General features: G+C 66.7%; 22 protein-coding genes and 1 pseudogene. 15 read left to right on the top strand and 8 right to left on the bottom strand.

Features of this window, described 5'->3' with window-relative positions:
• Nucleotides 1-285: 285 nt before the first annotated feature.
• Entirely contained in the window at nucleotides 286-1,338 is a 1,053-nt protein-coding gene (locus E1956_RS18400) for an aldo/keto reductase (protein WP_134751702.1), read from the top strand.
• A 165-nt stretch (nucleotides 1,339-1,503) separates the two neighbouring features.
• On the opposite strand, the gene E1956_RS18405 is transcribed toward E1956_RS18400, so the two are convergent.
• A complete protein-coding gene (locus tag E1956_RS18405) occupies nucleotides 1,504-1,857 on the bottom strand; it encodes a BON domain-containing protein (protein ID WP_134751704.1) in 354 nt (117 codons plus the stop codon).
• A gap of 348 nt (nucleotides 1,858-2,205) precedes the next feature.
• On the opposite strand from E1956_RS18405, the gene E1956_RS18410 reads away from it, so the two are divergent.
• Nucleotides 2,206-3,765 carry an RNA polymerase factor sigma-54 gene (locus E1956_RS18410; protein ID WP_134751705.1) on the top strand — a complete coding sequence of 520 codons (1,560 nt, stop codon included), beginning with the start codon at nucleotides 2,206-2,208 and terminating at the stop codon, nucleotides 3,763-3,765.
• Between the two features lie 90 nt (nucleotides 3,766-3,855).
• Here the strand turns inward: E1956_RS18410 and E1956_RS18415 are convergent, their stop codons facing one another.
• Nucleotides 3,856-4,692, bottom strand: a complete 837-nt coding sequence (locus E1956_RS18415; RefSeq protein WP_134751707.1) for a DUF72 domain-containing protein — start codon at nucleotides 4,690-4,692, stop codon at nucleotides 3,856-3,858.
• Between the two features lie 239 nt (nucleotides 4,693-4,931).
• Here E1956_RS18415 and E1956_RS18420 point away from each other — a divergent pair, with 239 nt between their 5' ends.
• Nucleotides 4,932-5,327, top strand: a complete 396-nt coding sequence (locus E1956_RS18420) for a transposase (protein ID WP_134751709.1) — start codon at nucleotides 4,932-4,934, stop codon at nucleotides 5,325-5,327.
• 244 nt (nucleotides 5,328-5,571) lie between these two features.
• Complete coding sequence (locus E1956_RS18425) at nucleotides 5,572-6,543, top strand: acetyltransferase (RefSeq protein ID WP_134751711.1); 972 nt, start codon at nucleotides 5,572-5,574, stop codon at nucleotides 6,541-6,543.
• 61 nt (nucleotides 6,544-6,604) lie between these two features.
• Here the strand turns inward: E1956_RS18425 and E1956_RS18430 are convergent, their stop codons facing one another.
• On the bottom strand, nucleotides 6,605-9,031 hold the full coding sequence (locus E1956_RS18430) for a phosphoketolase family protein (RefSeq protein WP_134751713.1): 2,427 nt from the start codon (nucleotides 9,029-9,031) through the stop codon (nucleotides 6,605-6,607).
• 222 nt (nucleotides 9,032-9,253) lie between these two features.
• On the opposite strand from E1956_RS18430, the gene E1956_RS46875 reads away from it, so the two are divergent.
• From E1956_RS46875 to E1956_RS46175, 5 genes are all read left to right on the top strand, one after another.
• Nucleotides 9,254-9,382: a hypothetical protein gene (locus tag E1956_RS46875; RefSeq protein WP_418789292.1), complete on the top strand. Its 129-nt coding sequence runs from the start codon at nucleotides 9,254-9,256 to the stop codon at nucleotides 9,380-9,382.
• A gap of 267 nt (nucleotides 9,383-9,649) precedes the next feature.
• Nucleotides 9,650-10,111 (top strand): universal stress protein, encoded by a 462-nt coding sequence (locus E1956_RS18440; protein ID WP_134751715.1) that lies wholly within the window; start codon nucleotides 9,650-9,652, stop codon nucleotides 10,109-10,111.
• A gap of 502 nt (nucleotides 10,112-10,613) precedes the next feature.
• A complete protein-coding gene (locus tag E1956_RS18445; RefSeq protein WP_134751717.1) occupies nucleotides 10,614-11,177 on the top strand; it encodes a hypothetical protein in 564 nt (187 codons plus the stop codon).
• Nucleotides 11,178-11,591: 414 nt separating this feature from the next.
• Entirely contained in the window at nucleotides 11,592-11,810 is a 219-nt protein-coding gene (locus E1956_RS18450; protein WP_134751719.1) for a hypothetical protein, read from the top strand.
• 178 nt (nucleotides 11,811-11,988) lie between these two features.
• On the top strand, nucleotides 11,989-12,150 hold the full coding sequence (locus E1956_RS46175) for a hypothetical protein (RefSeq protein WP_167760065.1): 162 nt from the start codon (nucleotides 11,989-11,991) through the stop codon (nucleotides 12,148-12,150).
• A 282-nt stretch (nucleotides 12,151-12,432) separates the two neighbouring features.
• Here the strand turns inward: E1956_RS46175 and E1956_RS18455 are convergent, their stop codons facing one another.
• On the bottom strand, nucleotides 12,433-13,140 hold the full coding sequence (locus E1956_RS18455; protein WP_134751721.1) for an SH3 domain-containing protein: 708 nt from the start codon (nucleotides 13,138-13,140) through the stop codon (nucleotides 12,433-12,435).
• A gap of 171 nt (nucleotides 13,141-13,311) precedes the next feature.
• Nucleotides 13,312-13,641 (bottom strand): carboxymuconolactone decarboxylase family protein, encoded by a 330-nt coding sequence (locus tag E1956_RS18460; RefSeq protein WP_134751723.1) that lies wholly within the window; start codon nucleotides 13,639-13,641, stop codon nucleotides 13,312-13,314.
• A 322-nt stretch (nucleotides 13,642-13,963) separates the two neighbouring features.
• On the opposite strand from E1956_RS18460, the gene E1956_RS18465 reads away from it, so the two are divergent.
• The gene (locus tag E1956_RS18465) at nucleotides 13,964-15,040 is read left to right on the top strand and encodes a porin (RefSeq protein ID WP_134754577.1); all 1,077 of its coding nucleotides are present in this window, start codon (nucleotides 13,964-13,966) and stop codon (nucleotides 15,038-15,040) included.
• 48 nt (nucleotides 15,041-15,088) lie between these two features.
• Here E1956_RS18465 and E1956_RS18470 read toward each other — a convergent pair whose 3' ends face one another.
• The 3 genes and pseudogenes from E1956_RS18470 to E1956_RS46885 all read right to left on the bottom strand — a co-directional run.
• Nucleotides 15,089-15,508, bottom strand: a complete 420-nt coding sequence (locus tag E1956_RS18470) for a DUF3830 family protein (protein WP_133192976.1) — start codon at nucleotides 15,506-15,508, stop codon at nucleotides 15,089-15,091.
• Nucleotides 15,509-15,634: 126 nt separating this feature from the next.
• A complete protein-coding gene (locus E1956_RS46880) occupies nucleotides 15,635-16,000 on the bottom strand; it encodes a DUF488 domain-containing protein (protein ID WP_167760124.1) in 366 nt (121 codons plus the stop codon).
• Nucleotides 16,001-16,078: 78 nt separating this feature from the next.
• A pseudogene (locus E1956_RS46885) lies at nucleotides 16,079-16,654 on the bottom strand (uracil-DNA glycosylase family protein); the annotation flags it as partial.
• Between the two features lie 174 nt (nucleotides 16,655-16,828).
• Here E1956_RS46885 and E1956_RS18480 point away from each other — a divergent pair.
• The 5 genes from E1956_RS18480 to dld all read left to right on the top strand — a co-directional run bounded on the left by E1956_RS18480 (nucleotide 16,829) and on the right by dld (nucleotide 24,049).
• Nucleotides 16,829-17,899, top strand: coding sequence for a patatin-like phospholipase family protein (locus tag E1956_RS18480; protein WP_197732896.1), 1,071 nt, complete (start codon nucleotides 16,829-16,831; stop codon nucleotides 17,897-17,899).
• Complete coding sequence (locus E1956_RS18485) at nucleotides 17,896-19,386, top strand: GntP family permease (RefSeq protein WP_134751727.1); 1,491 nt, start codon at nucleotides 17,896-17,898, stop codon at nucleotides 19,384-19,386. The genes E1956_RS18480 and E1956_RS18485 overlap by 4 nt, the downstream gene beginning before the upstream one ends.
• A gap of 184 nt (nucleotides 19,387-19,570) precedes the next feature.
• Nucleotides 19,571-21,115, top strand: a complete 1,545-nt coding sequence (gene hpnR / locus E1956_RS18490) for a hopanoid C-3 methylase HpnR (RefSeq protein ID WP_134751728.1) — start codon at nucleotides 19,571-19,573, stop codon at nucleotides 21,113-21,115.
• A gap of 93 nt (nucleotides 21,116-21,208) precedes the next feature.
• Complete coding sequence (locus E1956_RS18495; RefSeq protein ID WP_134751730.1) at nucleotides 21,209-22,108, top strand: LysR family transcriptional regulator; 900 nt, start codon at nucleotides 21,209-21,211, stop codon at nucleotides 22,106-22,108.
• A 192-nt stretch (nucleotides 22,109-22,300) separates the two neighbouring features.
• Entirely contained in the window at nucleotides 22,301-24,049 is a 1,749-nt protein-coding gene (dld, locus tag E1956_RS18500; protein ID WP_134751732.1) for a D-lactate dehydrogenase, read from the top strand.
• The last annotated feature ends 64 nt before the right edge of the window (nucleotides 24,050-24,113 follow it).

Consider the following 24,113-nt stretch of genomic DNA (forward strand, 5'->3'; position numbering starts at 1 on the left):
GGGACATGCGGCTCGTGAGGCTCGCGCGGCCCATCGGGTTGATGGGTGCAAACGGGTGCAAACCGCAAAAGGCATCGCGAAAGGGCAGTCTGGCAGGTTTCGCGCGCGGCTGCCAGGCGGCGCTTCGGGCGCGCGGCGGCGTGCGCAGTCGCGGGGCTTGCGCTTGCGCATACGCAAGCGCCGCACCTCGAAACGCCTGAGGCGCACTTCGGGCACGTCTTGCGTGAACGCAGTATCCTCTGCCCCGTTGTTGGATGTTCCCTCGGTCCACGTCGGAGTTTCCCCATGCGTATGCGTCCTCTTGGCCGTACCGGCCTCTTCGTTTCTGAACTTTGCCTCGGCACCATGACCTTCGGCGGCGGCGCCGGCATCTGGAACCACATCGGCGATCTGCAGCAGTCCGACGCCGAACGCCTCATCGGCCGCGCGCTCGATGCGGGCATCAACTTCATCGACACCGCCGACATCTACTCTCAAGGCGTTTCCGAGCAGCTCACCGGCCAGGCGCTGAAGAACCTCAAGGTGGTGCGCGACCAGGTCGTAGTGGCGACCAAGGTGCTCGGCGAGATGGGCCCCTCGCCGAACCAGCGCGGCGCGAGCCGCTATCACATCATGGAAGCCGTGAAGGCGAGCCTGCGCCGCCTGCAGCTCGATCACATCGACCTGTACCAGATTCACGGCTTCGATCCGGTCACGCCCATCGAAGAGACCGTGCGCGCGTTCGACACGCTCGTGCAGCAGGGTTATGTGCGCTACGTGGGCGTCTCGAACTGGGCCGCGTGGCAGATCGTCAAGGCGCTGGGCATCGCGCATCATCACGGGCTCGCGCGCTTCGAGTCGCTGCAGGCCTATTACACGATCGCGGGCCGCGACCTCGAGCGCGAGATCGTGCCGATGCTCGCGAGCGAAGGGCTCGGGCTGATGGTGTGGAGCCCGCTCGCGGGCGGCCTCCTGAGCGGCAAATACGGGCGCGACCAACAGGGCGAGGCGGGCAGCCGCCGCACGACGTTCGACTTTCCGCCCGTGGAGCGCGAGCGCGCATGGGATTGCATCGATGCGATGCGCCCGATCGCCGAGAGCAAAGGCGTTTCGGTGGCGCAGATCGCGCTCGCGTGGCTCCTGCATCAGCGCGCGGTGACGACGGTGATCGTCGGCGCGAAGCGCACCGACCAGCTCGACGACAACGTCGCGGCGACCCAGGTCAAGCTCTCCACGGAAGAGCTCGCGATTCTCGACGACGTGAGCGGCTTGCCCGCCGAATATCCGGGCTGGATGCTCGCGCGCCAGGGCGATGCGCGGCGGGAGCAGTTGCGCGACGCGCAACGCGAGGAGCGCTGAGGGCGTACCAATGAGCAGCGGGACGCGCGCGCCGCACGCGTCCCGCTGCATGGCGCCGTGGCACGCCCGCTGCGTGGGCGGCGCCCGCGGCGAGCGTCGCGCATGGCGAGTCGATGCGAGGCCAATGCGCGTTTAAAGAGCGGTTAAAACGCCGCTAGTCCACGGTTATCCCGCGGCCGCCACCTTCAAGTGGTTCTTGACGGCGCTCACGCCCGACACGCCTTCAACCACCTGTTTGGCGTTGTCGCGATCCTCGGCGCTCGGCACGGTGCCCGTGAGCGACACGACGCCCTTGCGCGTCTTCACGTGAATGTGCTCGGACTTCACGTTCTTGGCGGCCAGCAATTCGGTCTTCACCTTGGTCGTGATGGTTGCGTCATCAACGTGCTGGCCGACGCTTTCGGAGCTGCCCGAGGGCGCCGCCGAAGGCTCGGTCGTGGTCGTCTGCGCGCCGGCGGCGAGTGCGAAAGTCATGCAGGCCAGGCCTGCAACGGTCTTGAGCATCGGAATGCGCTTCATGCGTTTCTCCTTTTCCGTTGGGTTCAGCCAACGTGCCGCAAGGTCCATGCCGTGCCGCGCCAATTGCGGCGAACGTGGCGGCGCTACGGCGCGCACTATGTGGGATTCCAGCGTGGCCGCGCGAGGCGGATTGAGGCGCAAGAGGGCTCAAAGTGCGCTCAACAAGCACGCAATCCGGCACGCAATTTTGTTCGGGCGATTGTAAAAACGTCCGCCAGACTCCGGGCCCGGGTGCTGGAATTGCGCCGTCGCAAGAGTCGATCCCGTTATAAAACAAGCGCTTGTAAAAACTGGCATGGGTGTTGCGTGGACCAGGCCATTCACATCAAATTCAAGAACAGGACAGCCATGCCTTCCATCGCGTTACATGCGCGCCAGCATCTGGCGCTGACACCGCGTCTGCAGCAGGCCGTGCGCCTGTTGCAGCTATCGTCGCTCGAATTCCAGCAAGAACTGCGCGAAGCGCTCGATACCAATCCGTTTCTCGAATATGTGCCGCCCGCCCAGGAGACCGGCGAAGCCGCCGAGGCCGCTGAAGGCGCCGCCGGTATTGGCGCGGCCGCGAGCGTCGAGCCCGCGGCGGCGGCCAATGCGCCCGAGGGCGACCTCGATGGCGGCATGGAAAGCGCCGCGGACGGCGGCATGCCCCCCGATGCCGCGAGCTACGGCGGCGAGCCGACGCCATACAGCGACGAAGCTTCCGGCTATAGCGACGACGGCACGTCGTACGCTGGCGAGCTGCCGTTGCCGGGCGCGCTGCGCGCGTCGTCGAGCTATCGCGGCTCGGAAGACGGCGAAGCCGATGCCGCCGACTGGGTGCGCGTGCCTATCTCGCTGCGCGAGCAACTGCACGAGGCGCTGCGGCTCTCGCCGCTCGAAGACCTCGACCGCGCGGCGGCCCAGGTGGTGATCGAGGCGCTCGACGACGACGGCTATCTGCGTCAGGAGCTCGCCGATCTCGCCGATGTCGAGGGCGTGGGCGACACGCTCGACGAGGACCGCCTGCGCGTCGCGCTGCGCGTCGTGCAGACGCTCGACCGGCCCGGCATCGGCGCTCGCTCGCTTGCGGAATGCCTCGCGCTGCAGCTCGAAGCGATGCCGGAGGACACGCCGTACCGCGAGCTCGCGCATCGCATCGTCACCGAGCATCTGGAACGTCTCGCGCGCCGCGAGCATGGCGAGCTGCAACGCCAGCTCGGTTGCGATGCGCAGTCGCTGCAGGCCGCGAGCGCACTCGTGCGCCGCCTCGATCCGAAGCCGGGCAATCACTACGGCCGCGCGGACGGCGGCTATGTCGTGCCGGACGTGATCGTGCGCCAGGTGCGCGGCCGCTGGGTGGTGAGTGTGAATCCGGCCATCGAGCCGCGCGCGCGCATCCACAAGCTCTATGCGGAGCTGTTCGCGCGCTCGGAGCAGACGAGCCGCTCGCCGCTCGCGCAGCAGTTGCAGGAAGCGCGCTGGCTGATTCGCAACGCGCACAAGCGCTGCGAGACGATCCTGCGCGTGGGCGAGTGCATCGTCGCGCGCCAGAAGGCCTTTTTCCAGTATGGCGAGATTGCGCTGCGCCCGATGCTGCTGCGCGATGTCGCCGACGAGCTCGGCCTGCACGAGTCGACCGTGTCGCGCGCGACCGGCAACAAGTACATGGCCACGCCGCGCGGCATCTTCGAGTTCAAGCGCTTCTTCCCGCGCGAGCTCGAGACGCGCACGGGCGGGACCTGTTCCGCCGCCGCCGTGCGCGCGCTCATCAAGGAGATGATCGACGCCGAGAATCCGCGCGATCCGCTCTCGGACGTCGTGCTCACGCAGGAGCTGGAAAGGCAGGGCGTGCGCGTGGCGCGCCGCACCGTCACGAAGTACCGGCAGATGATGAAGCTGCCGGCGGCGGAGATGCGCCGGCAGCTTTAGGCGCGGCCCGACGCGCGGGGCGCAGCGAGTTCGATCCCGCTGCGCCCCGCGCGTTTGTTGCGGACGGTGCGCTTTTTGCGCTTCCGGTGCTCATTGCGCGCCGCGCTCGCGCAGGCGCTCGATCAGCGCCATCGCCGCCGCGGGATTGCGCGCCTTGTAGCCGCTGATCACGTAGAGATAGACGTCGCGTCCGGCCTTGGCCGCGAGCGGTGCGTCGAAGGTGGCGAGGTCGCCCGGGTTGCCGCCCTGGGCCCACGTGAGCGCGCGCTCGGCCCAGCGGTCGAGCGCCGCGGGCGAATAGCCGAGGGGCTCGCCATCGGCCGTGCCCATGATGCGGGCATAGACGAAGGGCGCCGATACGTCGGCGATCTGGGGGTACTCCGAATCTCCGGACACCACGATCGCGGCCCGGCGCTGACGCGCCAGCGCGACGAACTCCGGCGTGCAGAAACTCTCGTGTCGGACCTCCAGCGCATGGCTTAGCGCCTGCCCATCGGCTTCGACGGGCAGCAGTTCGAGAAATTGTGCGTAGTCCTCTGGATCGAAGCGCTTGCCCGGCAACAACTGCCAGTTGATCGGGCCGAGCTTGTTGCGCAGATTCAGCACGCCACCGGCCAGAAAGCGCTCGATCGAGGCGCCGGCCTCGGCCAGCACGCGGCGGTTCATCGCGAAGCGCGGGCCCTTCACCGAGAACACGAAATCGTCGGGCGTCTCGTCGTGCCAGCGCATGAAGCTCGCGGGGCGCTGCGCGCCGTAATACGTGCTGTTGATTTCCAGCGAAGTGAGGTGGCGGCTCGCGTAATCGAGTTCGAGGCGCTGCGCGAGCCCTTCGGGATAGAACGTGCCGCGCCACGGCTGATAGATCCATCCGCCGATGCCGACGCGAATGCGGCCAGTTTTCGCGGGCGAAACAGGTGAGCGTGCCATTGGAATTGCACCGTCGAGTCCGGAATGCCCCAGTTTAACGCGGCTTTTTAGCGTGACGGACCGAAACGACACCGTTGCAATAGCAGGATTTCGAAAGCCCCGCCTCGTAGGCGCGATGCCATCGTGCTTCGATTATCACCCCGATTTTCAGACCGTTTTAGGCATAGTCCGATACTTTCCCCGAGGACGTGAGGCTAATTTAGTCGTTGTGTGTCAGACAACCTAACTTGGAATATCAGATGCAGCCTCGTCCCTCGATGGAGCTTAGCGACGCCCAATGGCGCAGCGTCGAACCGCTCTTCCATGAAATCCGTTCCAGCGGCCCGCGCCGCGGCCGTCCCGCGCATTGCTCGCGCGCCGTATTCGAAGCCATTCTGTGGGTGCTTTCAACGGGCTCCGTCTGGGCGAAGCTGCCCGAGCGCTACCCCGACTTCCGCACCTGCCATCGCCGTTTCAAGATGTGGTACGACGCAGGACTTGTGCAGCAGGCCATGGAGCGCCTCTACGGCGATGAAGGCGTCGCCATGTGCGCGGCCATGAGCGCGCGCATGCAGCCGTGGCGCGCGCCGGCCGGCCGCAAGGCGCCGCGCTTCCCGGTCGCTTTCTCGCTGCGCTGGCCGCTGGCCCGCACCTGAGCGTCAACTGGCAGATCGGGCTGCGCGGGTAGCCGGCGGATTATGAGTCCGCCAGATGCTTGCGCACACCGGCAGGCTCGATGCGGTTTGCCGTTGTCAGGCGATTCGCGTGAATCGCCGGGCGCGAAATCGTGTGATGGGCTGAGCGAATCGGCCTTCACTGTGATCGGTCAAATCCTCCCTTTGTGGGATTCGCATTCGGTGCGCGATACTGTGAAGCTCAACGCAACGGAACCCACAGGACATGGCGCATTTCGACGTATTCAACGGTGATGCAGACGGCATCTGCGCGCTGCACCAGCTTCGCCTCGCCCGGCCGCGCGAGGCCACGCTCGTCACGGGCGCGAAGCGCGACATCGCGCTCGTCAAGCGCGTGCAGGCGCGGCCCGGCGACTCGCTGACGGTGCTCGACATTTCGTTCGATGCGAACCGCGAAGCGCTTTGCGCGCTGCTGGACCAGGGCGTGCACGTCGAGTACTTCGATCATCACCACGCGGGCGAACTGCCGATGAACGTCAACCTCGCCGCGCACATCGACACCACGGCGCAGGTCTGCACGAGCGTGCTGGTCGACCGCCATCTGCGCGGGCAGTACCGCCCGTGGGCGGTCGCGGCGGCGTTCGGCGACAACCTGCAGGCCACCGCGCACGAGCTCGCGCGCGAAGCCGGGCTCGACGAAACGCAGGCCGCCCAGTTGTGCGAGCTGGGCGAGTCGATCAATTACAACGCCTACGGCGACAGCGTCGAGGACCTGTTCATCGCGCCGGTCACGCTCTACGAGACGCTCAAGCACTACGCCGATCCGTTCGACTTCATTGCCTCGGAGCCGCTCGTCGCGAGTCTTTCGGCGTGCCGCCGCGAAGATCTCGAACGCGCGCAGGAGATCACGCCCTTGTTCACGGTGCAGTACGGCAGCGTCTGCGTGCTCCCCGACGAGCCGTGGGCGCGTCGCGTGCGCGGCGTGTTCGCCAATGCCCTCGCAATCGAGGAGCCGTCGTGCGCCCATGCCGTGCTGAGCGTCAATCCCGACGGCAATTACGCGGTGAGCGTGCGCGCGCCGCTCGTGCGTCCGCGCGGCGCCGACGAGCTCTGCCGCGCTTTCCCCGGCGGCAACGGGCGGGTGGGCGCGGCGGGCATCGATTGTCTCGACTCGGAGCGGCTCGACCTGTTCGTGACCGCGTTCGTGCGCGTGTTCGGACGCTCCGCGCCGCGCTGAGCGCCGCGCGCGCGGGCCGTACGGTCCATCTGGCCCGCATCATCCTTCGTTCAGCGCGTTCTCAGTCGCTGCCGCCCGGCGCAGGCGCACTCGTGCGCGACCAGCGCCAGTTGCGGATCTCGGGCATGTCGTCGCCGTATTCGTCCACGTAGCGGCGGTGCGCGGCGAGCTTGTCGTGCAGCGTCTGCCGCACATGCGCGGCGCGTTGCGCGAGCCCCTCCACACGATCGATCACGGCCTCGCACAGGTGGTAGCGGTCCAGCCGATTCACCACCGCCATGTCGAACGGCGTGGTCGTCGTGCCTTCCTCGATGAAGCCGTGCACATGGATGTTCGCGTGATTGGCGCGCCGGTAGGTCAGCCGATGGATCAGCGAAGGGTAGCTGTGATGCGCGAAGATCACGGGCCGGTTCGTCGTGAAGAGCGCGTTGAAGTCGGCGTCGGAGAGGCCGTGCGGATGGCGGTCCGCCGGTTCGAGCGTCATCAGGTCCACCACGTTCACCACGCGCACCTTCAGATCGGGTAGCCAGCCGCGCAGCAGGTCGACCGCGGCGAGCGTCTCGAGCGTCGGCACGTCGCCGGCGCAGGCCATCACCACGTCGGGCTCGCCGCCTTCGTCGTTGCTCGCCCATTGCCAGATGCCGATGCCGTCCGCGCAATGGCGGATGGCGGCGTCCATGTCGAGCCACTGGGCCTGCGGCTGCTTGCCCGCAACAATGATGTTGATGCGGTTCCAGGTGCGCAGCACGTGATCGGTCACGGCGAGCAGCGTGTTGGCATCGGGCGGCAGGTAGACGCGCACCGTATCGGCCTTCTTGTTGACCGCGTAATCGATGAAGCCCGGGTCCTGATGGCTGAAGCCGTTGTGGTCCTGGCGCCAGACGTGCGAGGTCAGCAGGTAGTTCAGCGAAGGCAGGGGCCGTCGCCACGGAATCTCGCGGATCACTTTCAGCCACTTCGCGTGCTGGTTGAACATCGAGTCGACGATGTGGATGAATGCTTCGTAGCACGACATAAAGCCGTGCCGCCCGGTGAGCAGATAGCCTTCGAGCCAGCCCTGGCAGGTGTGCTCGCTGAGGATCTCCATGACGCGGCCGTCCTGCGCGAGCTGGATGTCGTCGGGCGTCGTTTCGGCGAGCCACGTGCGCGACGTCACGTCGAAGACATCGGACCAGCGGTTCGAAGCCGTTTCGTCCGGGCCGAAAATGCGGAAGTTGCGCGTGGGCAGGTTCACGCGCATCACTTCGCGCAGGAACGCGCCCATTATGCGTGTCGCTTCGGCGTCCACCTGGCCCGGCGCGGGCACGTCCACTGCGTGGCGCTCGAACGCGGGCACGCGCAGCTCGCGCACGCGGCCGCCGCCGTTCGAGCGCGGATTCGCGCTCATGCGCCGCTCGCCGCGCGGCGCCAGCGCGGCGATCTCGGGTGCGAGCCGGCCTTGCGCGTCGAACAGCTCGGCGGGCTGGTAGCTGCGCATCCAGCTTTCGAGCAGCGCGAGGTGGCCCGGCTTCGCAATATTCGACAGCGGCACCTGATGCGAGCGCCATGAGCCTTCGGTCTTCAGGCCGTCGACGCTCTTCGGGCCGGTCCAGCCCTTGGGCGTGCGCAGCACGATCATCGGCCAGCGGGGGCGCTCGAGGTGCGCATGCGGATCGGTTTCGGCCGCGGTGCGCGCGGCCTGCTGGATGCGCGCGATCTCGTCGAACGCGGTGTCGAAGGCCGCGGCCATCAGGCGGTGCGCGACGCCGGGGTCCTCGGCCTCCACGAAGATCGGCTCGTAGCCGTGGCCCTTCATGAGCGAGGCGAGCTCGTCGTCGCCGATGCGCGCGAGCACGGTCGGCCCGGCAATCTTGAAGCCGTTCAGATGCAGGATGGGCAGCACCGCGCCATCCGTCACCGGATTGAGGAACTTGTTGGAGTGCCACGAGGTGGCGAGCGGCCCCGTTTCGGCTTCACCGTCGCCGACCACGCACGCGGCGATCAGATCGGGGTTGTCGAACACCGCACCATACGCGTGCGACAGCGCGTAGCCCAGTTCGCCGCCCTCGTGAATCGAGCCCGGCGTTTGCGGCGCAACGTGGCTCGGAATGCCGCCGGGGAAGCTGAACTGCTTGAAGAGCCTCGCCATGCCTTCTTCGTCTTGCGGCACGTTCGGCCAGGTCTCGCTATAGGTGCCTTCGAGCCAGGTGTTCGCGACGACGGCCGGCCCGCCGTGTCCCGGCCCCGCGATAAAGAGCAGATCGAGATCGCGCTCGTTGATGATGCGGTTCAGGTGCGTGTAGAGGAAATTGAGGCCGGGGGTGGTGCCCCAGTGGCCAAGCAGACGCGGCTTCACGTGGGCGAGTTGCAGCGGCTCGCGCAGCAGCGGATTGGCGAGCAGATAGATCTGGCCCACCGAAAGATAGTTGGCGGCGCGCCACCAGGCGTCCATGCGCTGCAGCAATGCGTCGGAAGGCGGCGGGCGGGTAGAGGGGCTGATCGGGCTCATTCGCTGCTCCTGTCGATGGGGCCTGGTTGCATCCCATGCAGAGCTGTCGGTCGGAGGTATGGTGCCACGATCGCTGGGCGCGCTTCCTCTGGGTGTCCGCGCGCGCTCGTCGCCGTGCGCGCGCCGACCGCGTAACATGGATAGATGATGCGTCCCCGTGCGTAGCGCACTGTGCGCCGCGCCGGGCTTCCTCAGCGCCTTCGGGACGATGGCGCCGCGTTCATGGCCATCGCGGCGCGCCATACGTTCGAGATCGAGACCACGGTGTATCCAGTCGCACGCGCGAACGACGCGCTCGCGGATCTGCGCGACGGGCGGCTCACGGGCGCAGCATTGCTGATGATGCGATGAGTGCGCGATCGACGCGCCGGCAGCGCAGGCAGCGCAGGCACGAGGGCAGCGACGATGCGACGCAGCGACATGCGTGCTTTCGCTCCCATCTATCCGGAGACGATAAGACCAGCGAATGCGAACGGATAAGCAGCTTTTCGATTGCGCGAGCCTGCAAGGCGGCTCGTGTGGGACGCAACGGCCGGCATGACCGTCGCGCGCGAGCCGGGCGACCGGGGCCGCGCACGGAGGATGCCGCGCATCATGGGCCTGGCCCGGGAGGTAACAATGTACAAGCAGATTCTGGTGGCCGTCGACGGCAGCCGTAGCGGACGCCGCGCGCTGGACGAGGCCGTGAAGATCGCCAAGGCGACGGGCGCGTCCGTAGAGGCGCTCTGCGTGGTCCAGCATCCGGCGCGCCTCGTCGATATCAGCACCGGCTTCGCGGAGGAGCAGACGCGCCAGTCGGCCGAGGCCGATGTCGCCACGGCCGCACTCGAGGAAGCGAAGACGGTGTTCGCGCAGGCCGGCGTGACGGGCACGGCGCGCGCCGCCGACTCGATGGGCGAGGAAGTCGCGGCCGTGATCTACCGCATTGCAGCGGAAGACGAGGCGGACCTCGTCGTGATGGGCACGCGTGGCTTGTCGGGCATGAAGCGGCTGCTGCTCGGCAGCGTGGCGGAGTCGTTCCTGCGCATGGCCGACCGTCCTGTCATGCTCGTGCGCAACGAGGAGCCGCAAGCGGCCTGACACCGCGGCGTTCAATGGCACCAGGTGGATGGCAAGTTGGAGACAAGCGGGCGCTGCGGCGCAGGTGCCGCGGCGCTCGCCAGCGCACCTGCGCGCCCACCTTTGCATCGAAAAATAGCCGCACAGGCATGGCCTGCCGTGCGTTTATACGGTGCAAATATCTTGAAATACGATTTCGATCAAACTTCCCGTCGGCGTTCGGCACGCTGGGGGCGAGCATCTTGCTTATCATGTGAATTCGACCGCGCAATGGCCGTACGCGCTGCATGCCGAATCATCGGTTGCCGTGTTGCGTGAGCGGGTGCAGCGCGCCGCAGTCCACGCGGCGTGCATCGCAACCGGGTTTGCCGGAGTCCCGCTTTCCGTCACTCTGGCGCGCCGCGCCGCCGCAAGTCATTGTCACTGCCGGTCTCGCCGGGGCGCCTTGCCCGTCATTCTTTGCGGTCACGCCCTTGCGTGCCCATCCGCGGACGGGCCCCATACTCTCGTAAGGAAATCGATCATGGCCACTGCTTCCCATCCATCGTTCAATGCATGCCGTACCGGCGTCGCGGCCACCCTGCAATGGCTCGTCCATCAGCAGCAATGGCGTGAGCAGGCGCTCAAGCTCATGCATCGCCGCATGGAGCGCGACCGCGCCGCACTGGAAGGCACGCTGGAGACGTTGCGCGACGCGCGCGACTGGAGCGATTTCGCCGCCGCGAGCCAGTCGGTCTGGCGCGACTATCTGAGCGCGAGCGCCGCGCTCTGGCAGGAGGGCGCCGCGGCCGCGCTGGAAGGCGCCAGCGCATGGAACCAGCTCGCGCGCGACATGGCGCAGCAATGGCAGGACACGTTGACCGGGCTGCAGCAGGGCGCGCCGGGCGTGAAAGGCGGCGCGGCAATGCCCATGCGCGAGTGGATGGCCGCGTTCGAGCGCGCGATGGGTGACACGGCGCGCGAGGCGACAGAGGCGGCCGCGGGCACGCAGCGCGCGGCTGGGGAGCGTCAGGGGCAGGGCCGGGGCGCCGCTCGCGCCGACGGCAAGACCCAGGCAAGCGCGAACGGAAATCAGCACGGGCACTAGATGGAGCATATTCATCACCGCTGGGTTGGGGGCCCGGTATGGCGATTAGCCGGGGTATCTCCGGGTCAGCGGTGACGCGCCACGGCTGGATGGCACATCGAGGCCGCAGCGCCGGCGGGGTTCCTGTGCGCCGACGCTGCGGGGCTGCATTGCCGGCGGGGACATCGCGGCCCACGGTGGGATGCATATGCGACAGGCCATCCGCGTGCAGGCATTCATTTCCCGCGCCTATATTCAGGAATCCGATTTATCTAGTGCGCGGTAACGCGTGACACATTGAGGACATCTTGCGGCGCGTCGTTTTATCTGGCGCATCGATCGCGCGAGTAATACGAAGAAACACGGCTGTAGCGAAACTGTACGTTTTGCTCGCTATGCTGATGTCCACGGTGAGTTCTGAACAGGAGAACCTCGATGCTCAGCCATCACGAACTGGCGGCGTTGTTGCTGATTCGCGACACCAATGCGCCACTCCAGACGCTCGATTCCGATTTTCTGGCGCTGGCGCGCTACCACCTCGTCGAGATGGACGAGGACGAGGACGGCTACGCGCCGCGCCTCACGATGCGTGGCGAGGAATTGCTGCGGCGGCTGACGCAGGGCAGCCAGCACAACGAAGGCGGAGGGCGGTGACGGTCTTGCGGTCTTGCAGGCTGCTGTAATCACATTGAAATACGGGTTGGCGTGGTCCCGCTGTCAAGCCCCTGACATTTGACGCTACGCTCGTTACAAGCGTGTAACGAAGTGTTGCGCACTCTGCGATACAGTGCTCTCTCTTGTTTAACCCACGCGATATCGAGAGAGTCAGACTGTGAAATCCGTTGCCAAGCCGTTCGTCCGCCTGTCCGCCCTGATGCTTTGCGCCGCTCTGGCCGCCCCGCTGGTTGCCGTCGCCGCGCCGTACCACCATGAAGTGTGTCATGTCGAGCACCACAATCATCACGCCGTGCGCGTGTGCCACCACGTGCGTTGATTGACACCAAACGCCATGCCGCACTTCGGTGCGGTTTTTTTGCGGCAAATAATTAGGTATCCGAATATAAAGGGCGTGTGCACGATCCTGCGTTGTAGCTCGTTCACCCCGAGTTTCGAATCGCAGATCTTGATGGCATGAGCGGTCATCTGCACGAAGCTCCACCGCATTGCGCGCGGTTGAGCTTCGTCGTCAAACGCTAGAGCGGCAATACCGATGCGATACCAGGCAGGACCGGCTAGCGGTTCCGATCGATGCCGCTCAATTGCCGCTCAGTTGTCTTTAATTGCCGGGGGGGCGTCCACCACCGCCACCACCACCACCTGGCGGCGGCCGGTTGTTGCCGCCACCACCGCCGCCGCCCGGCGGCTTGCCGCCCTCGCCCGGCGGCCGCGCGCCGTTGTTGCCCGGCGGGCGTCCACCGCCTTGTCCCGGTGGCCTCGCGCCCTGGTTGGGTGGGCGATGCTCGTGTCCGTTGCCGCCGCCGGGCCGGTTGCCGTGATGGCCGCCGGGGGGCGGCGGCTTCGGGCCATGCGCGGGCGGCCGCGCGGGCGGGCGGATGGCAGGGGGCGGCCCCGGACGCGGCCCAGGGTGCCGATACCAGCGCGATTGATTGCCGTACCACGGGCGGTCACGGTAATAGTTGCCCCAGTACGCGCCGAGCGTGAACGTGACGATGGGCAAGCCGATGGCCGCGCCATAGTTCATCAGCGGCACTCTTGCACCCTGATACGGATACACGATATAGGCGCCGTAGACCCATCCGCGCAGGCCGGGCAGGCTCACATCGCACCAGCTGTAGCCGGCCACGCAGCCCATCACGGCGAGCGATACGCCGCCCGGAAGTTGCGCCACGACGGGATAGTCGCCGGCCGGTCCTGCATAGATGTTGACGGTCGTGTTGGTGAACGCCTGGGTCTGCGCGAGCGCCGGTGTTGCCGACACTGCGGCCAGACCGGCGAGCGCCGCGCCGACGAGCTGCTTGCGCATCGCTGTTCCTCCTCGATGGATAGTGCCCGACGATTATTTATTGCGATTTCAACCAATTCGTAACCGTAACGGTAGCAGATATGCGTCCGGAGGCGCGGCTGCGTATGTAACGGGAGATTGCTTCGCGAGGCCGGCTCGCGCAGGAGGCGTGCGGCCGACCTGCGCAACCTCTTAGTCGCCGAGCGCGTCGAGTACGCGTGCCGAATACACGAGTGCCGCGCCCGCGTTCAGCGCGACCGCCACGCCGAGCGCCTCCGCGATCTCGTCCCGGGTCGCGCCGTGCTTCTTTGCCTCCGCCGTATGCACTGCGATGCAGCCATCGCAGCGCGTCGTGACGGCGACGGCAAGCGCGATCAGCTCGCGGGTCTTCGCATCCAGATGGCCCGTCTTCGCGCCGGCTGTGGACAACGCCTTGTAGCCCTCGAGCGTGCCCGGCGACAGCTTACCCATTTCGCCGACGCGCGTCGCCAGCTCCTTGCGGTATTCGTTCCAGTTCAGCATCGGAAGTCCTTTTCAAAGTTGGGCGATCCCGGCCCATGCCCGGATCGCGGGGTAAGGCCCGCCTATTCTGACCGCTTCACGGTGCACGCGCCACACGCTTGACCTATTCGATTTTCAACTGAATTTCAGTTGAATATTTAACTTTTTAATGGAAATGGGCTTCGCTAACATCCGCTCCGCCGACGACGTAATCCCTGCGGCCAGACCTGCAAAGGGGCGTAACGGTCGTCGCAACCCAGAACAATCAAAAACGAAATCGCATTCCTCAAAGGTGGAGAGACAGGTGAGCAATACCCTCAAGATCGCAGCGGCAGGCGTCGTAATGAGTTGCGCGTGCGCTCAGGCCGCCAACGCGCAGTCGACGGTCACGCTGTACGGCATCGTCGATGCCGGCGTGCTTTACACGAACAATCAGCAGGGCCATTCGTCGTGGCAGTTGGCGGGCGGCAACGAGTCGGGGCCGCGCTGGGGCCTGATTGGCTCCGAGGACCTCGGCGGCGGCACGAAGGCGAACTTCCGGCTGGAGAACGGCTTTAACGTCGCGAACGGCGCACTCGGCCAGGGCGGCCGGATGTTCGGCCGGCAGGCTTGGGTCGGCCTGAGCAGCGTCAACTGGGGCGCGTTGACACTCGGCCGCCAGTACAACTCGACGCAGGACGTGCTCGGCACGCTGCAGATGAGCAGTTATCTGGCGCAGTATTCGACGCACCCGTTCGACAACGACGACATCAACAACACGTTCCGCACGAACAACGCGGTCAAGTACGTGTCGCCAACGTGGGCCGGCTTGCAGGCGAACCTCGTGTACGGTTTCTCGAACGCGACCGGTTTCGCGGACGACAACAGCTGGAGCGCCGGCGTAACGTATGCGAACGGACCGCTGAACGCGGGCGCCGCGTATGCGCGGATGAACCGTCCGGCGACGAGCGCGTCGGGCGCGGTTGCATCGGACAATTACTATCCTTCGTCGGCGAGCGTGTTCGGCGCGAGTCTGGCGAGCACGACGCGCCAGCAGACCTGGGGTGCGGGCGGCACCTACGCACTAGGGCAAGCCACGCTCGGGTTGCTCTACACCGGCACGAACTTCGAGATGGAGACAGGCGGCACGCTGCGCTTCAACAACTACGAAGGCAGCGTGCGCTACATGCTGACGCCCGCGCTGATGGCGATGGTCGGCTACACGTACACGCAGGTGGCGCGCGGCGACGACGACGGCCACTATCATCAGGTGTCGGCGGGCGTGCAGTATCTGCTGTCCAAGCGCACCGACCTGTACCTGAACGGCTTCTACCAGAAGGCCTCGTCGGGTATCGGCAGCGCGTGGATCGACGGCACCGGCGGCCCATCGTCGACGACTACGCAGGTCGCGGTGGTCGCCGGCATCCGCCAGAAGTTCTGAGCGAAGCAAACGGCTGCGGGACATCCACGACCTGAACTCTCGCAGGCATCATTCGTCGGCGAGGCGGAACTCGATGTCCTGCGCGCCTTCCCACAGCACGAGCTTGCCGAACGCGGCGAGATGCTCGTGTCCTTCGAGCAGCGTGAAGAAGTGATTGCCGGCGAGCTGGCCCATCTTGCTCGCGAAGATCGAGCTGCCGTACACGAACAGGAACTCGGTCTCGCTGAATCCGCCCGGATACAGCAGGATGTCGCCGCGCGACGCGTGGCTCGTGTGATTTTCGAAATCGAGGCCGGTATCGAAATCGCCGAGCGGAATCCACACCGCTTCGCCGCTCCAGCGCGAATGGATCACCTTGTTCTTGAACGGCAGCAACTGCAGGAAGCGCTGGCAGGTCAGCGGCGCCTTCTCTTCCTCGAGGCGGCCGACGAAGCGGTATGGGCCGGCGTTCACGACGATCTTTTTCATGTGGGGCTCTCCATGGGATACGCATTTGCAATGCACGTACATTAGCGCACTTTGCAGGCGTGCCGGTGGTCGAATAGTGGAGTTTCGTCGGGCTTGAATGGGTCTACGAGAGGAAGGCACGCGGCGTTATTTGCGCCGCTTCTTCATCAAATAGTCGCGTAGCACGGTGGCGTTGTTGCGCACGGTTTCCTGCGAGCTATAGAGCAGCACGACCGGACGCGTTTTGCTCGCCTCGGCGATCGGCTCCCATGCGGCGCGGTTCGCATCGAGCTCGGCGATGTAGCGGCGCTCGAACTCGTCCCATTGCGCGGGGTCCTTGTGGAACCACTGGCGTAGCTCCGTGCTCGGCGCGACGTCCTTCACCCAGCTCACGTGCGCGAGCTTCTCCTTGCGCACGCCGCGCGGCCACAGTCGGTCGACCAGAAAGCACGCCTGTCCGTCTTCGGGCAGCGGTTCGTAGACACGCTGGACCGTGATCGCTGGTTGGGTCATCTTCGGGTTCTCCTTTTTGTGTGGATGCACGCCCGCTTTCTGCTTTTGCTGAGTTTGCTGCGTTTGCGATAAAGCCTCGGCGACGCGCTCGCGCAGCGCGGGCAGCACATCGTGCGTAAACCACGGATGCCGCTGGAGCCACGGCGTATTGCGAGGCGAGGGGTGGGGCAGCGGCACACAGGCGGGCGCGTACTCGCGCCAGGCCTCCACGGTCTCGGTCAGCGAGGCCTTGCGCCGGTTGCCGAGGACATAGCGCTGCGCATACTGGCCGACCAGCAGCGTGAGGCGCACGTCGGGCATCAGCGCGAGCAGGCGTTCGTGCCAGAGCGGCGCGCATTCGGGACGCGGCGGGTTATCGCCGCCGCCGCCACGGCCCGGATAGCAAAAGCCCATTGGCACGAGGGCGATGCGCTCGGCGTCGTAGAACGTCTGCGCATCGATGCCCATCCAGTCGCGCAGGCGCTCGCCGCTCGCGTCGTCCCACGGCACGCCCGAGGCATGGACCTTTGCGCCGGGCGCCTGGCCGACGATCAAGAGACGCGCGCTCGCGCTCGCCTGTAGCACCGGACGCGGGCCGAGCGGCAAGCTCCCGGCACAGACGCGGCAAGCGCGGATTTCGGTCAACAGACGCGGGAGCGAGCGGGTATTCGACACGGCGCGATGGCGATACGGACAGTGGGCGGGCGGGAGTCCCAGTCTACCAAAGCGGCGCCACGCCCTTTACGCCTCGTGACATGCGTGTGACGCCTTGCAAGGTGAGCCTCGCGCGTGCGCCGCTTTGGGCTTTTCCTGTAACCTCGCGGGTGGTCGACCTTCAACGGAGCCACCATGCCCGCCGAAAGTGACACGACACCCCGAACGAGCCGCGCCGAACCGCTGCACGTCGACCTCGCCCTGCAAGGCGGCGGTTCGCACGGTGCCTACACATGGGGCGTGCTGGACCGGCTGCTCGAAGAGCCCTGGCTGCAGATCGAAGGCATCTCGGGCACCTCGGCCGGCGCGATGAACGCCGCCGTGCTCGTGAGCGGCTACGCGCGAGACGGCGGCGCCGGCGCGCGCCGCTCGCTCGAAGCATTCTGGCGGCGCGTGGCCGACGCCGCGCGGTTTAGCCCCTTGCGGCGTGGCTTCGTCGACATGCTGATGGGCCGCTGGACGCTCGATCATTCGCCGGTGTTCGCCGTGCTCGACATGGTGGCGCGCGTGGCTTCCCCCTACGATCTGAATCCCGCGAGCATCAACCCGCTGCGGGCGATTCTCGCCGACACCATCGACTTCGAGGCTGTGCGCCGCTCGCCCATCAAGCTGTTCACGACCGCCACGCGGGTCGCCAACGGCCAGTCCCGCGTGTTCCGCAACGCCGACCTCACACCCGACGCGCTGCTTGCCTCCGCGTGCCTGCCCACGCTGTTCCGGGCCGTGGAGATCGACGGCGAGGCCTACTGGGACGGCGGCTACGCGGGCAATCCCACGATTACGCCGCTGATCCGCGAGACCGATTCGGGCGACACGATCCTCGTGCAGGTCAATCCGGTGGAGCGCGTGGGCACGCCGCGCTCGGCGCGCGAGATCATCAACCGGGTCAACGAGATCGCGTTCAACGCGCCGCTGCTCAAGGAGCTGCGCATGATGGCGCTGCTCCACCAGGTCGCCGACGCGGGCAGCGCGGAGGGCCGACGCTGGAGCACCATGCGGCTGCACCGCATTCACGGCGCCAAGCTCGTGACGCTCGGGTCGTCGTCCAAGCTCAATGCCGAATGGGCCTTCCTGACGATGCTGCGCGACGAAGGCCGGCGCGACACCGAAGCGTTCCTCGCGCACGACGGCGCGAGGCTCGGCGTGAGCTCATCGTTCGCCTTCGAGGCACTGCTCGAAGGCGTGCTGCCTGGAGCGGAGCAATGAGCGCGGCCGCGCTTGCGCTGGGCCTCGGCGGCATGCTCGCGAGCCTCGCGCTGCTCATCTGGCTCGCTTATCGCGGCTGGAGCGTGCTGTTGCTTGCGCCGCTCTGCGCGATGCTGGCCGCACTGATCTCGGGCCAGCCCGTGCTCGCGCACTGGACCCAGACTTTCATGGGCAGCACGGGGCGTTTTCTCGCGCAATTCTTTCCGCTGTTTCTGCTCGGCTCGCTGTTCGGCAAGCTGATGGAGGACAGCGGCTCGGTGGATGCCGTCGCGCAGTTCATGATCGACAAGCTCGGCACGCGTCACGCGCTCGCCGCCGTGGTGCTGGGCGGCGCGCTCGTCACCTATGGCGGCGTCAGCCTCTTCGTGGCGTTCTTCGTGCTCGCGCCGATGGCGCAAGCGCTGTTCCGCTCGGCCAATCTTCCGCGCCGCCTGATGCCGGCCGCAATCATGCTGGGCACGGCAACCTTCACCATGTCCGCGCTGCCCGGCACGCCCGCGCTGCAAAACGCCATTCCGATGCCGTTTTTCGGCACTACGCCGTTTGCGGCGCCGGGACTCGGGATCATCGCGGCCATCGTGATGGCCGGCTTCGGTCTCTGGTGGCTCGGGCGCATGGCCGCCGTGGCGCGCCGCAATGGCGAGGGCTTCATCGAGCCCGCGGACGGCGGCGCCGACGACACGGCGCGCGGCAAGTCGGCGCTCGTGCGCGAGCGCGCGAGCCTCGCGCAGACCTTCGATCCCGCCGAAATCGACAACGGCGCCGTTGCGTCGGACGACGAGGGGCCGCCGCCGCCCTTCGTTGCGCTCGCGCCGCTCGCGGTGGTGGTGGCGATGAACTTCGTCATGAACGTCGTGGTGTTTGCGCACATGGACGCCTCTTATCTTGCCGAGCCGCGCTGGGGCGCGACCTCGCTTTCGGCGGTGTCGGGCGTATGGGGGGTATCGGTGGCGCTCGCGGTGGGGATCGCCGTGCTCATCGCACTGAACCGCGGGCGTCTCGCCGCGTTGCGCGAAAGCGTGGATGCGGGCGCGAACGCCGCCGTGCTGCCGGTGCTCAGCGTGGGCAGCCTCGTGGGCTACGGCGCCGTGATCGCCGCGCTGCCGGCGTTCGAGGCGGTGCGCGACTGGGTGCTCGGCATCGGCGGTGGTCCGCTCGTCTCGCTCGCGGTCGCGACGAACCTGCTCGCGGGGCTCACCGGCTCGGCCTCGGGCGGGCTCACCATCGCGCTCGACGCGCTCGGCGGCACCTATATGCAGCTTGCCGCGCAGCATCATATCGACCCGGCGTTGCTGCATCGCGTCGCCGTGATGTCGTCGGGCACGCTCGACAGCCTCCCGCACAACGGCGCCGTGGTGACGCTGCTGGCCGTTTGCGGGTCGACGCATCGCGAGAGCTACCGCGATCTCGTGGTGGTCAGCATCGTGGGCGCGCTGATTGCTCTAGCCGTGGTGATCGTGCTGGGGTCGCTTTTCGGCAGCTTCTGATTACCGGCGTCACACGGGCTCGCGGCGGGCGTGATGCCGGAAGTAGCGGCGCCGCGAGCGCCGCCATGGGAAGGCGCGTAGACTCGCACGAAGCAGCAGTGCCGGAGCAGTGCCACAGCAGTGCCAGACCGCAGGCGCGCCGCGATGCACACCGCGTCGGGCAAGCGCCGCGCAAGGAGGCTTCATGAGATTGCTCGCTGTCCACCCGAGCGGCCTGATGTATACGCGCGTGTTCCTGCGCCTCGAACCGCTGGGTCTCGAATCGGTCGCCGGCACCGCGCGCGACGCGGGCCACGACGTGCGCCTCATCGACCTGCAAGTGGAGACCCATCGCGACCTGATGCGCAGGGTGCGCGACTGGCAGCCCGAGGCGCTCTGCTTTTCGGGCAACTATCTGGCGAACATTCCCGAGATCATCGACCTCTCCCGGGCCGTGAAGGCCGCGCTGCCCACGTGCTTCGTGTTCGTGGGCGGCCATAGCGTCTCGTTCACGGCGCCCGATCTGCTGCGTCACGCCGATGGCGCTATCGACTGCGTCCTGCGCGGCGAGGGCGAGGCGTCGGTCAACACGCTGCTCGAGGCCGTCGCACAAGGCAGCGACTTGCTCGCGGTGCCGGGCGTGGTCACGCGCGAAGGGTCCGGGCCGCCGCCGCGCTTCGTCGAAAATCTGGACCCCGTGCGGCCCGCGCGCGACTTGCTGCGGCACCGGCGCAAATATTTCATCGGCACGCTCGACCCGTGCGCGTCGATCGAATTCGCGCGCGGCTGCCCGTGGGACTGCACGTTCTGCAGCGCGTGGACCTTTTATGGGCGCAGCTATCGCACGCGCAGCCCGGAGGTCGTGGTGGAGGAGCTCGCGTCGCTGCGCGAGCCGGGCGTCTTCATCGTCGACGACGTGGCCTTCGTGCACGCCGAGCACGGCATGGCGATCGCCGATGCGATCCGCAAACGCGGCATCCAGAAGCGCTACTACCTCGAAACGCGCGGCGACGTGCTCCTGCGCAACAAGGAGGTGTTCCACGCGTGGCAGACGCTGGGCCTCAAGTACATGTTCCTCGGCCTCGAGGCGATCGATGACGAGGGGCTCAAGGCGTTTCGCAAGCGCATCAGCCTCGACCGCAATTTCGAGGCGCTGGAGTTCGCGCGTTCGCTGGGCATCACGGTCGCGGTCAACCTGATTGCGGACCCCGACTGGGACCATGCGCGCTTCGAGACGATACGCCAGTGGTGCATGGAGATTCCCGAGATCGTGAACATCAGCGTGAACACGCCGTACCCGGGCACCGAGAACTGGCAGCAGGAGGCGCGGCGCCTGACGAGCCTCGACTACCGGCTCTACGACATCCAGCACGCGGTGGTGCCGACGAAGCTGCCGCTGCCCGAGTTCTACGCGGAACTGGTGCGCACGCAACAAGTTCTGAATCGCAAGCACCTCGGCTGGACGGCGCTGCGCGGCGCGCTCGGGCAGGCGACGCATCTGCTGTTGCGCGGCCAGACCAATTTCGTGCGCATGCTGTGGAAGTTCAACTCGGTGTTCGATCCGCGCTTGCAGCTCGCCGACCACGCGCGCGAGGTGCGCTATGAGATGACGCCGCCGCCCGGTATCAGCGGCGAGCGCCAGGTCGACATGAAGACCATCTATATTCACGGCCCGGCAGGGCGCAAGGGCCGCAAGATCGACGACGCCACCGAGAAGTTCGTCGACGAGACCCGCATGGGCACGGGCTGAATTGGCCATTGCTCCATCCAGGTGGACGCACGCGCAGTTTCGGTTCACACTGCGCGCTCCATCCTGCGCGGGTCGAATCAAGACGAAAAACCTATGGAATTGCGCCAGCTACGCTATTTCCTCGCTGTCGCGGAACACCTGCACTTCAGCGAAGCCGCGCGCGTGCTCGGCATTGCACAGCCGCCGCTGAGCCAGCAGATCCAGAAGCTCGAAAAGGAGCTTGGCACGCGCCTGTTCATGCGGCATTCGCGGCACGTCGAGTTGACCGAGGCAGGGCGGCTCTTTCGCGAGCGCGCGCGGCGCATCGTGGAAGACGCCGATCTGGCGCTGGCCGAGGCGCAAAACGCCGGACGCGGCGAGACGGGCCGGTTGATCCTGGGCTTTGCGGGCTCCACGGTGTTCCATCCGCTCGTGGCCACGCTGCTGCAGCGCTATCGCAGCGCGTATCCGGGCGTGGCGATCGGCTGCGAGGAGAGCAATAGCTCGGTGCTGCTCGAGCGCGTGAGCGAGGCGAAGGTGGACGCCGCCTTCGTGCGCTTGCCGCTCGACTGCCGGGGGCTCGCCACGGAGCCGCTCGTGGAGGAGGACGTGCTCGCGGTGCTGCCGCCGCGGCATCGGCTCGCACGGCGGCGCAGCATCGACCTCGCCGATCTAGCAGGCGACCCGCTGATTCTTTTTCCGCGCCCGATCGGCCCCGATCTCTACGATTCGATCCTCAGCGCGTGCCGTGCCTCGGGCTTCAATCCGGTCATCAGCATGGAGTCGCCGCAAATTTCCTCGGCCGTCAACATGGCGGCGGCCGGCTTCGGCGTCACGCTCATTCCGTCTTCGATGCGGCAGATCCGGGCGCTCGGCGTCACTTATCACGCCCTCAAGGGCGGGTCGCTGCGTACCACCATCGCACTCGTGCACCGGCCGGGCGAGCGCTCGCCCACCGTGCAGCATTTCGTGCGCATCCTGCGCGAGACGGCCCGGCAAGCGTCGCGCGATTGAGTCCGGCGTCATGCGCGGGCGCTCGAATTCGGCTCGCGCGGTGAATCCATATGTTTTTCATATCGATTGGCGGCATCCGCGATATTGGACGTAATGGATCGCGCGGCCTATGCTCGGCTCCTTTGATTCGAAGGCAGGCGAACGGCCGCGTGAATGCGGCGTCCGCATGCCGGTCCCGCAGGAGTTGCCCGCATGTCCGCCGTTTCCGATCGTTCTGCCTCGCCGCGCGCGCAACGTGGCGAGGGGCGAGCGTCGCTCGTCGACGCCTTGCAATCCATCGTCGGCCGCCGCCAGGTGCTCACCGGCGACGAGGCAACGCTTCGATACCGCAAGGGCTTTCGCTTCGGCGAGGGCAAGGTGGCGGCGGTGGTGCGCCCCGGCTCGCTGGTCGAGCAATGGGCCGTGCTGCAAGCCTGCGTGAACGCGAACGCCATCGTCATTTCACAGGCTTCCAATACGGGCTTGACGGGCGGCTCGACGCCCGATGGCGACGGCTACGACCGCCCGATCGTGATCGTGAGCATGGCGCGCATGCGCAAGGTCTACGTGATCGACGGCGGCAAGCAGGTGGTCTGCCTGCCGGGCGCCACGCTCGATCAGCTCGAGAAGGCGCTCAAGCCGTTCGGCCGCGAGCCGCATTCGGTGATCGGCTCGTCTTGCCTCGGCGCCTCGGTGGTGGGCGGCATCTGCAACAACTCGGGTGGCTCGCTCGTGCGGCGCGGGCCGGCCTACACGGAGATGAGTGTCTATGCACAGGTCGACGCGCAGGGTCAGCTCAGTCTCGTCAACCACCTCGGCATCCGCCTTGGGGAGACGCCGGAGCAGATCCTCGCTCGCCTCGATCGCGGCGAGCTGCCCGAAGCGGACATCCGCCACGACGCCGGCGCCGCCTCGGACCGGCACTACGCCGAACACGTGCGCGACGTGGACGCGGCGACACCCGCGCGCTACAACGCCGATCCGCTGCGCCTCCACGAGGCCTCGGGCTCGGCCGGCAAGGTGATGGTGTTCGCGGTGCGGCTCGACACATTTCCTATGGAGAAAGGCGCGAAGGTGTTCTACATCGGCACCAACGCGACCTCGGAGCTGACCGACGTGCGCCGCCATTTGCTTTCCGCGCTGTCCAGCCTGCCGATTGCGGGCGAGTACATGCACCGGGACGCGTTCGATATCGCCGAGCGCTACGGCAAGGACATGTTCGTCATGATCCAGTATCTGGGCACCGAGCGGCTGCCTGCCTTGTTCGCGCTGAAGAGCCGCTGCGATGCGTTTTTCGAGCGCTTCGGCTTCTTGCCCGCGCATCTCACCGACCGCGTGGCGCAGGCCGCGAGCCGGCTGTTCCCGAGCCATCTGCCCGCGCGCCTGAAGGACTATCGCAACCGCTACGAGCATCATCTGATGCTCAAGGTGTCGGCCGATACCGCCGATGAGACGCGCGATTATCTGCGGCGCTACTTCGCGCAGGCGGGCGGCGACTTCTTCGAATGCACGGCCGACGAAGGCGCCAAGGCCTTCCTGCACCGCTTCGCGGCGGCGGGGGCGGCCGTGCGCTATCGCGCGGTGCATGGCGACGAAGTGGAAGATATCGTCGCGCTCGACATCGCCTTGCGGCGTAACGATCGCGAGTGGTTCGAAAAGCTGCCCGAGGCCGTCGAGCGGCCCATTGCGGTCAAGCTTTATTACGGGCATTTCCTTTGCCACGTGTTTCATCAGGACTACATCGTGCGCAAGGGCAACGATTGCCTCGAACTCGAGCACGCGATGTGGAAGCTGCTGGACGCGCGCGGCGCCGAATATCCGGCCGAGCACAACGTCGGCCATCTCTATCCCGCGAAGCCCGCGCTCGAGGCGATTTATGAAAGCCTCGATCCGTGCAACTGCTTCAATCCAGGCATCGGGCAGACCTCGAAGTTCGCGCACTACCGCGAGACAGCGCAATAGAAAAGAGAACGGCGGCGCGTATGCGCCGCCGTTCGGGTCTGCAGGTTGCCGCGTTGTCGGGCTG

The organism is Paraburkholderia pallida, assembly GCF_004524855.1.
GTDB classification, from domain to species: domain Bacteria; phylum Pseudomonadota; class Gammaproteobacteria; order Burkholderiales; family Burkholderiaceae; genus Paraburkholderia; species Paraburkholderia oxyphila.

Excerpts from the sequence above, each read along its gene's own strand:
- E1956_RS18465 (WP_134754577.1), top strand. The coding sequence starts at position 13,964 with ATGAGTTGCGCGTGCGCTCAGGCCGCCAACGCGCAGTCGACGGTCACG.
- E1956_RS18445 (WP_134751717.1), top strand. The coding sequence starts at position 10,614 with ATGGCCACTGCTTCCCATCCATCGTTCAATGCATGCCGTACCGGCGTC.
- E1956_RS18455 (WP_134751721.1), bottom strand. The coding sequence starts at position 13,140 with ATGCGCAAGCAGCTCGTCGGCGCGGCGCTCGCCGGTCTGGCCGCAGTG.
- dld (WP_134751732.1), top strand. The coding sequence starts at position 22,301 with ATGTCCGCCGTTTCCGATCGTTCTGCCTCGCCGCGCGCGCAACGTGGC.
- E1956_RS46880 (WP_167760124.1), bottom strand. The coding sequence starts at position 16,000 with ATGACCCAACCAGCGATCACGGTCCAGCGTGTCTACGAACCGCTGCCC.
- E1956_RS18425 (WP_134751711.1), top strand. The coding sequence starts at position 5,572 with ATGGCGCATTTCGACGTATTCAACGGTGATGCAGACGGCATCTGCGCG.
- E1956_RS18430 (WP_134751713.1), bottom strand. The coding sequence starts at position 9,031 with ATGAGCCCGATCAGCCCCTCTACCCGCCCGCCGCCTTCCGACGCATTG.
- E1956_RS18460 (WP_134751723.1), bottom strand. The coding sequence starts at position 13,641 with ATGCTGAACTGGAACGAATACCGCAAGGAGCTGGCGACGCGCGTCGGC.
- E1956_RS18420 (WP_134751709.1), top strand. The coding sequence starts at position 4,932 with ATGCAGCCTCGTCCCTCGATGGAGCTTAGCGACGCCCAATGGCGCAGC.
- E1956_RS18485 (WP_134751727.1), top strand. The coding sequence starts at position 17,896 with ATGAGCGCGGCCGCGCTTGCGCTGGGCCTCGGCGGCATGCTCGCGAGC.
- hpnR (WP_134751728.1), top strand. The coding sequence starts at position 19,571 with ATGAGATTGCTCGCTGTCCACCCGAGCGGCCTGATGTATACGCGCGTG.
- E1956_RS18400 (WP_134751702.1), top strand. The coding sequence starts at position 286 with ATGCGTATGCGTCCTCTTGGCCGTACCGGCCTCTTCGTTTCTGAACTT.
- E1956_RS18450 (WP_134751719.1), top strand. The coding sequence starts at position 11,592 with ATGCTCAGCCATCACGAACTGGCGGCGTTGTTGCTGATTCGCGACACC.
- E1956_RS18440 (WP_134751715.1), top strand. The coding sequence starts at position 9,650 with ATGTACAAGCAGATTCTGGTGGCCGTCGACGGCAGCCGTAGCGGACGC.
- E1956_RS18480 (WP_197732896.1), top strand. The coding sequence starts at position 16,829 with ATGCCCGCCGAAAGTGACACGACACCCCGAACGAGCCGCGCCGAACCG.
- E1956_RS18495 (WP_134751730.1), top strand. The coding sequence starts at position 21,209 with ATGGAATTGCGCCAGCTACGCTATTTCCTCGCTGTCGCGGAACACCTG.
- E1956_RS46875 (WP_418789292.1), top strand. The coding sequence starts at position 9,254 with ATGGCCATCGCGGCGCGCCATACGTTCGAGATCGAGACCACGGTGTAT.
- E1956_RS18470 (WP_133192976.1), bottom strand. The coding sequence starts at position 15,508 with ATGAAAAAGATCGTCGTGAACGCCGGCCCATACCGCTTCGTCGGCCGC.
- E1956_RS18410 (WP_134751705.1), top strand. The coding sequence starts at position 2,206 with ATGCCTTCCATCGCGTTACATGCGCGCCAGCATCTGGCGCTGACACCG.
- E1956_RS18405 (WP_134751704.1), bottom strand. The coding sequence starts at position 1,857 with ATGAAGCGCATTCCGATGCTCAAGACCGTTGCAGGCCTGGCCTGCATG.
- E1956_RS18415 (WP_134751707.1), bottom strand. The coding sequence starts at position 4,692 with ATGGCACGCTCACCTGTTTCGCCCGCGAAAACTGGCCGCATTCGCGTC.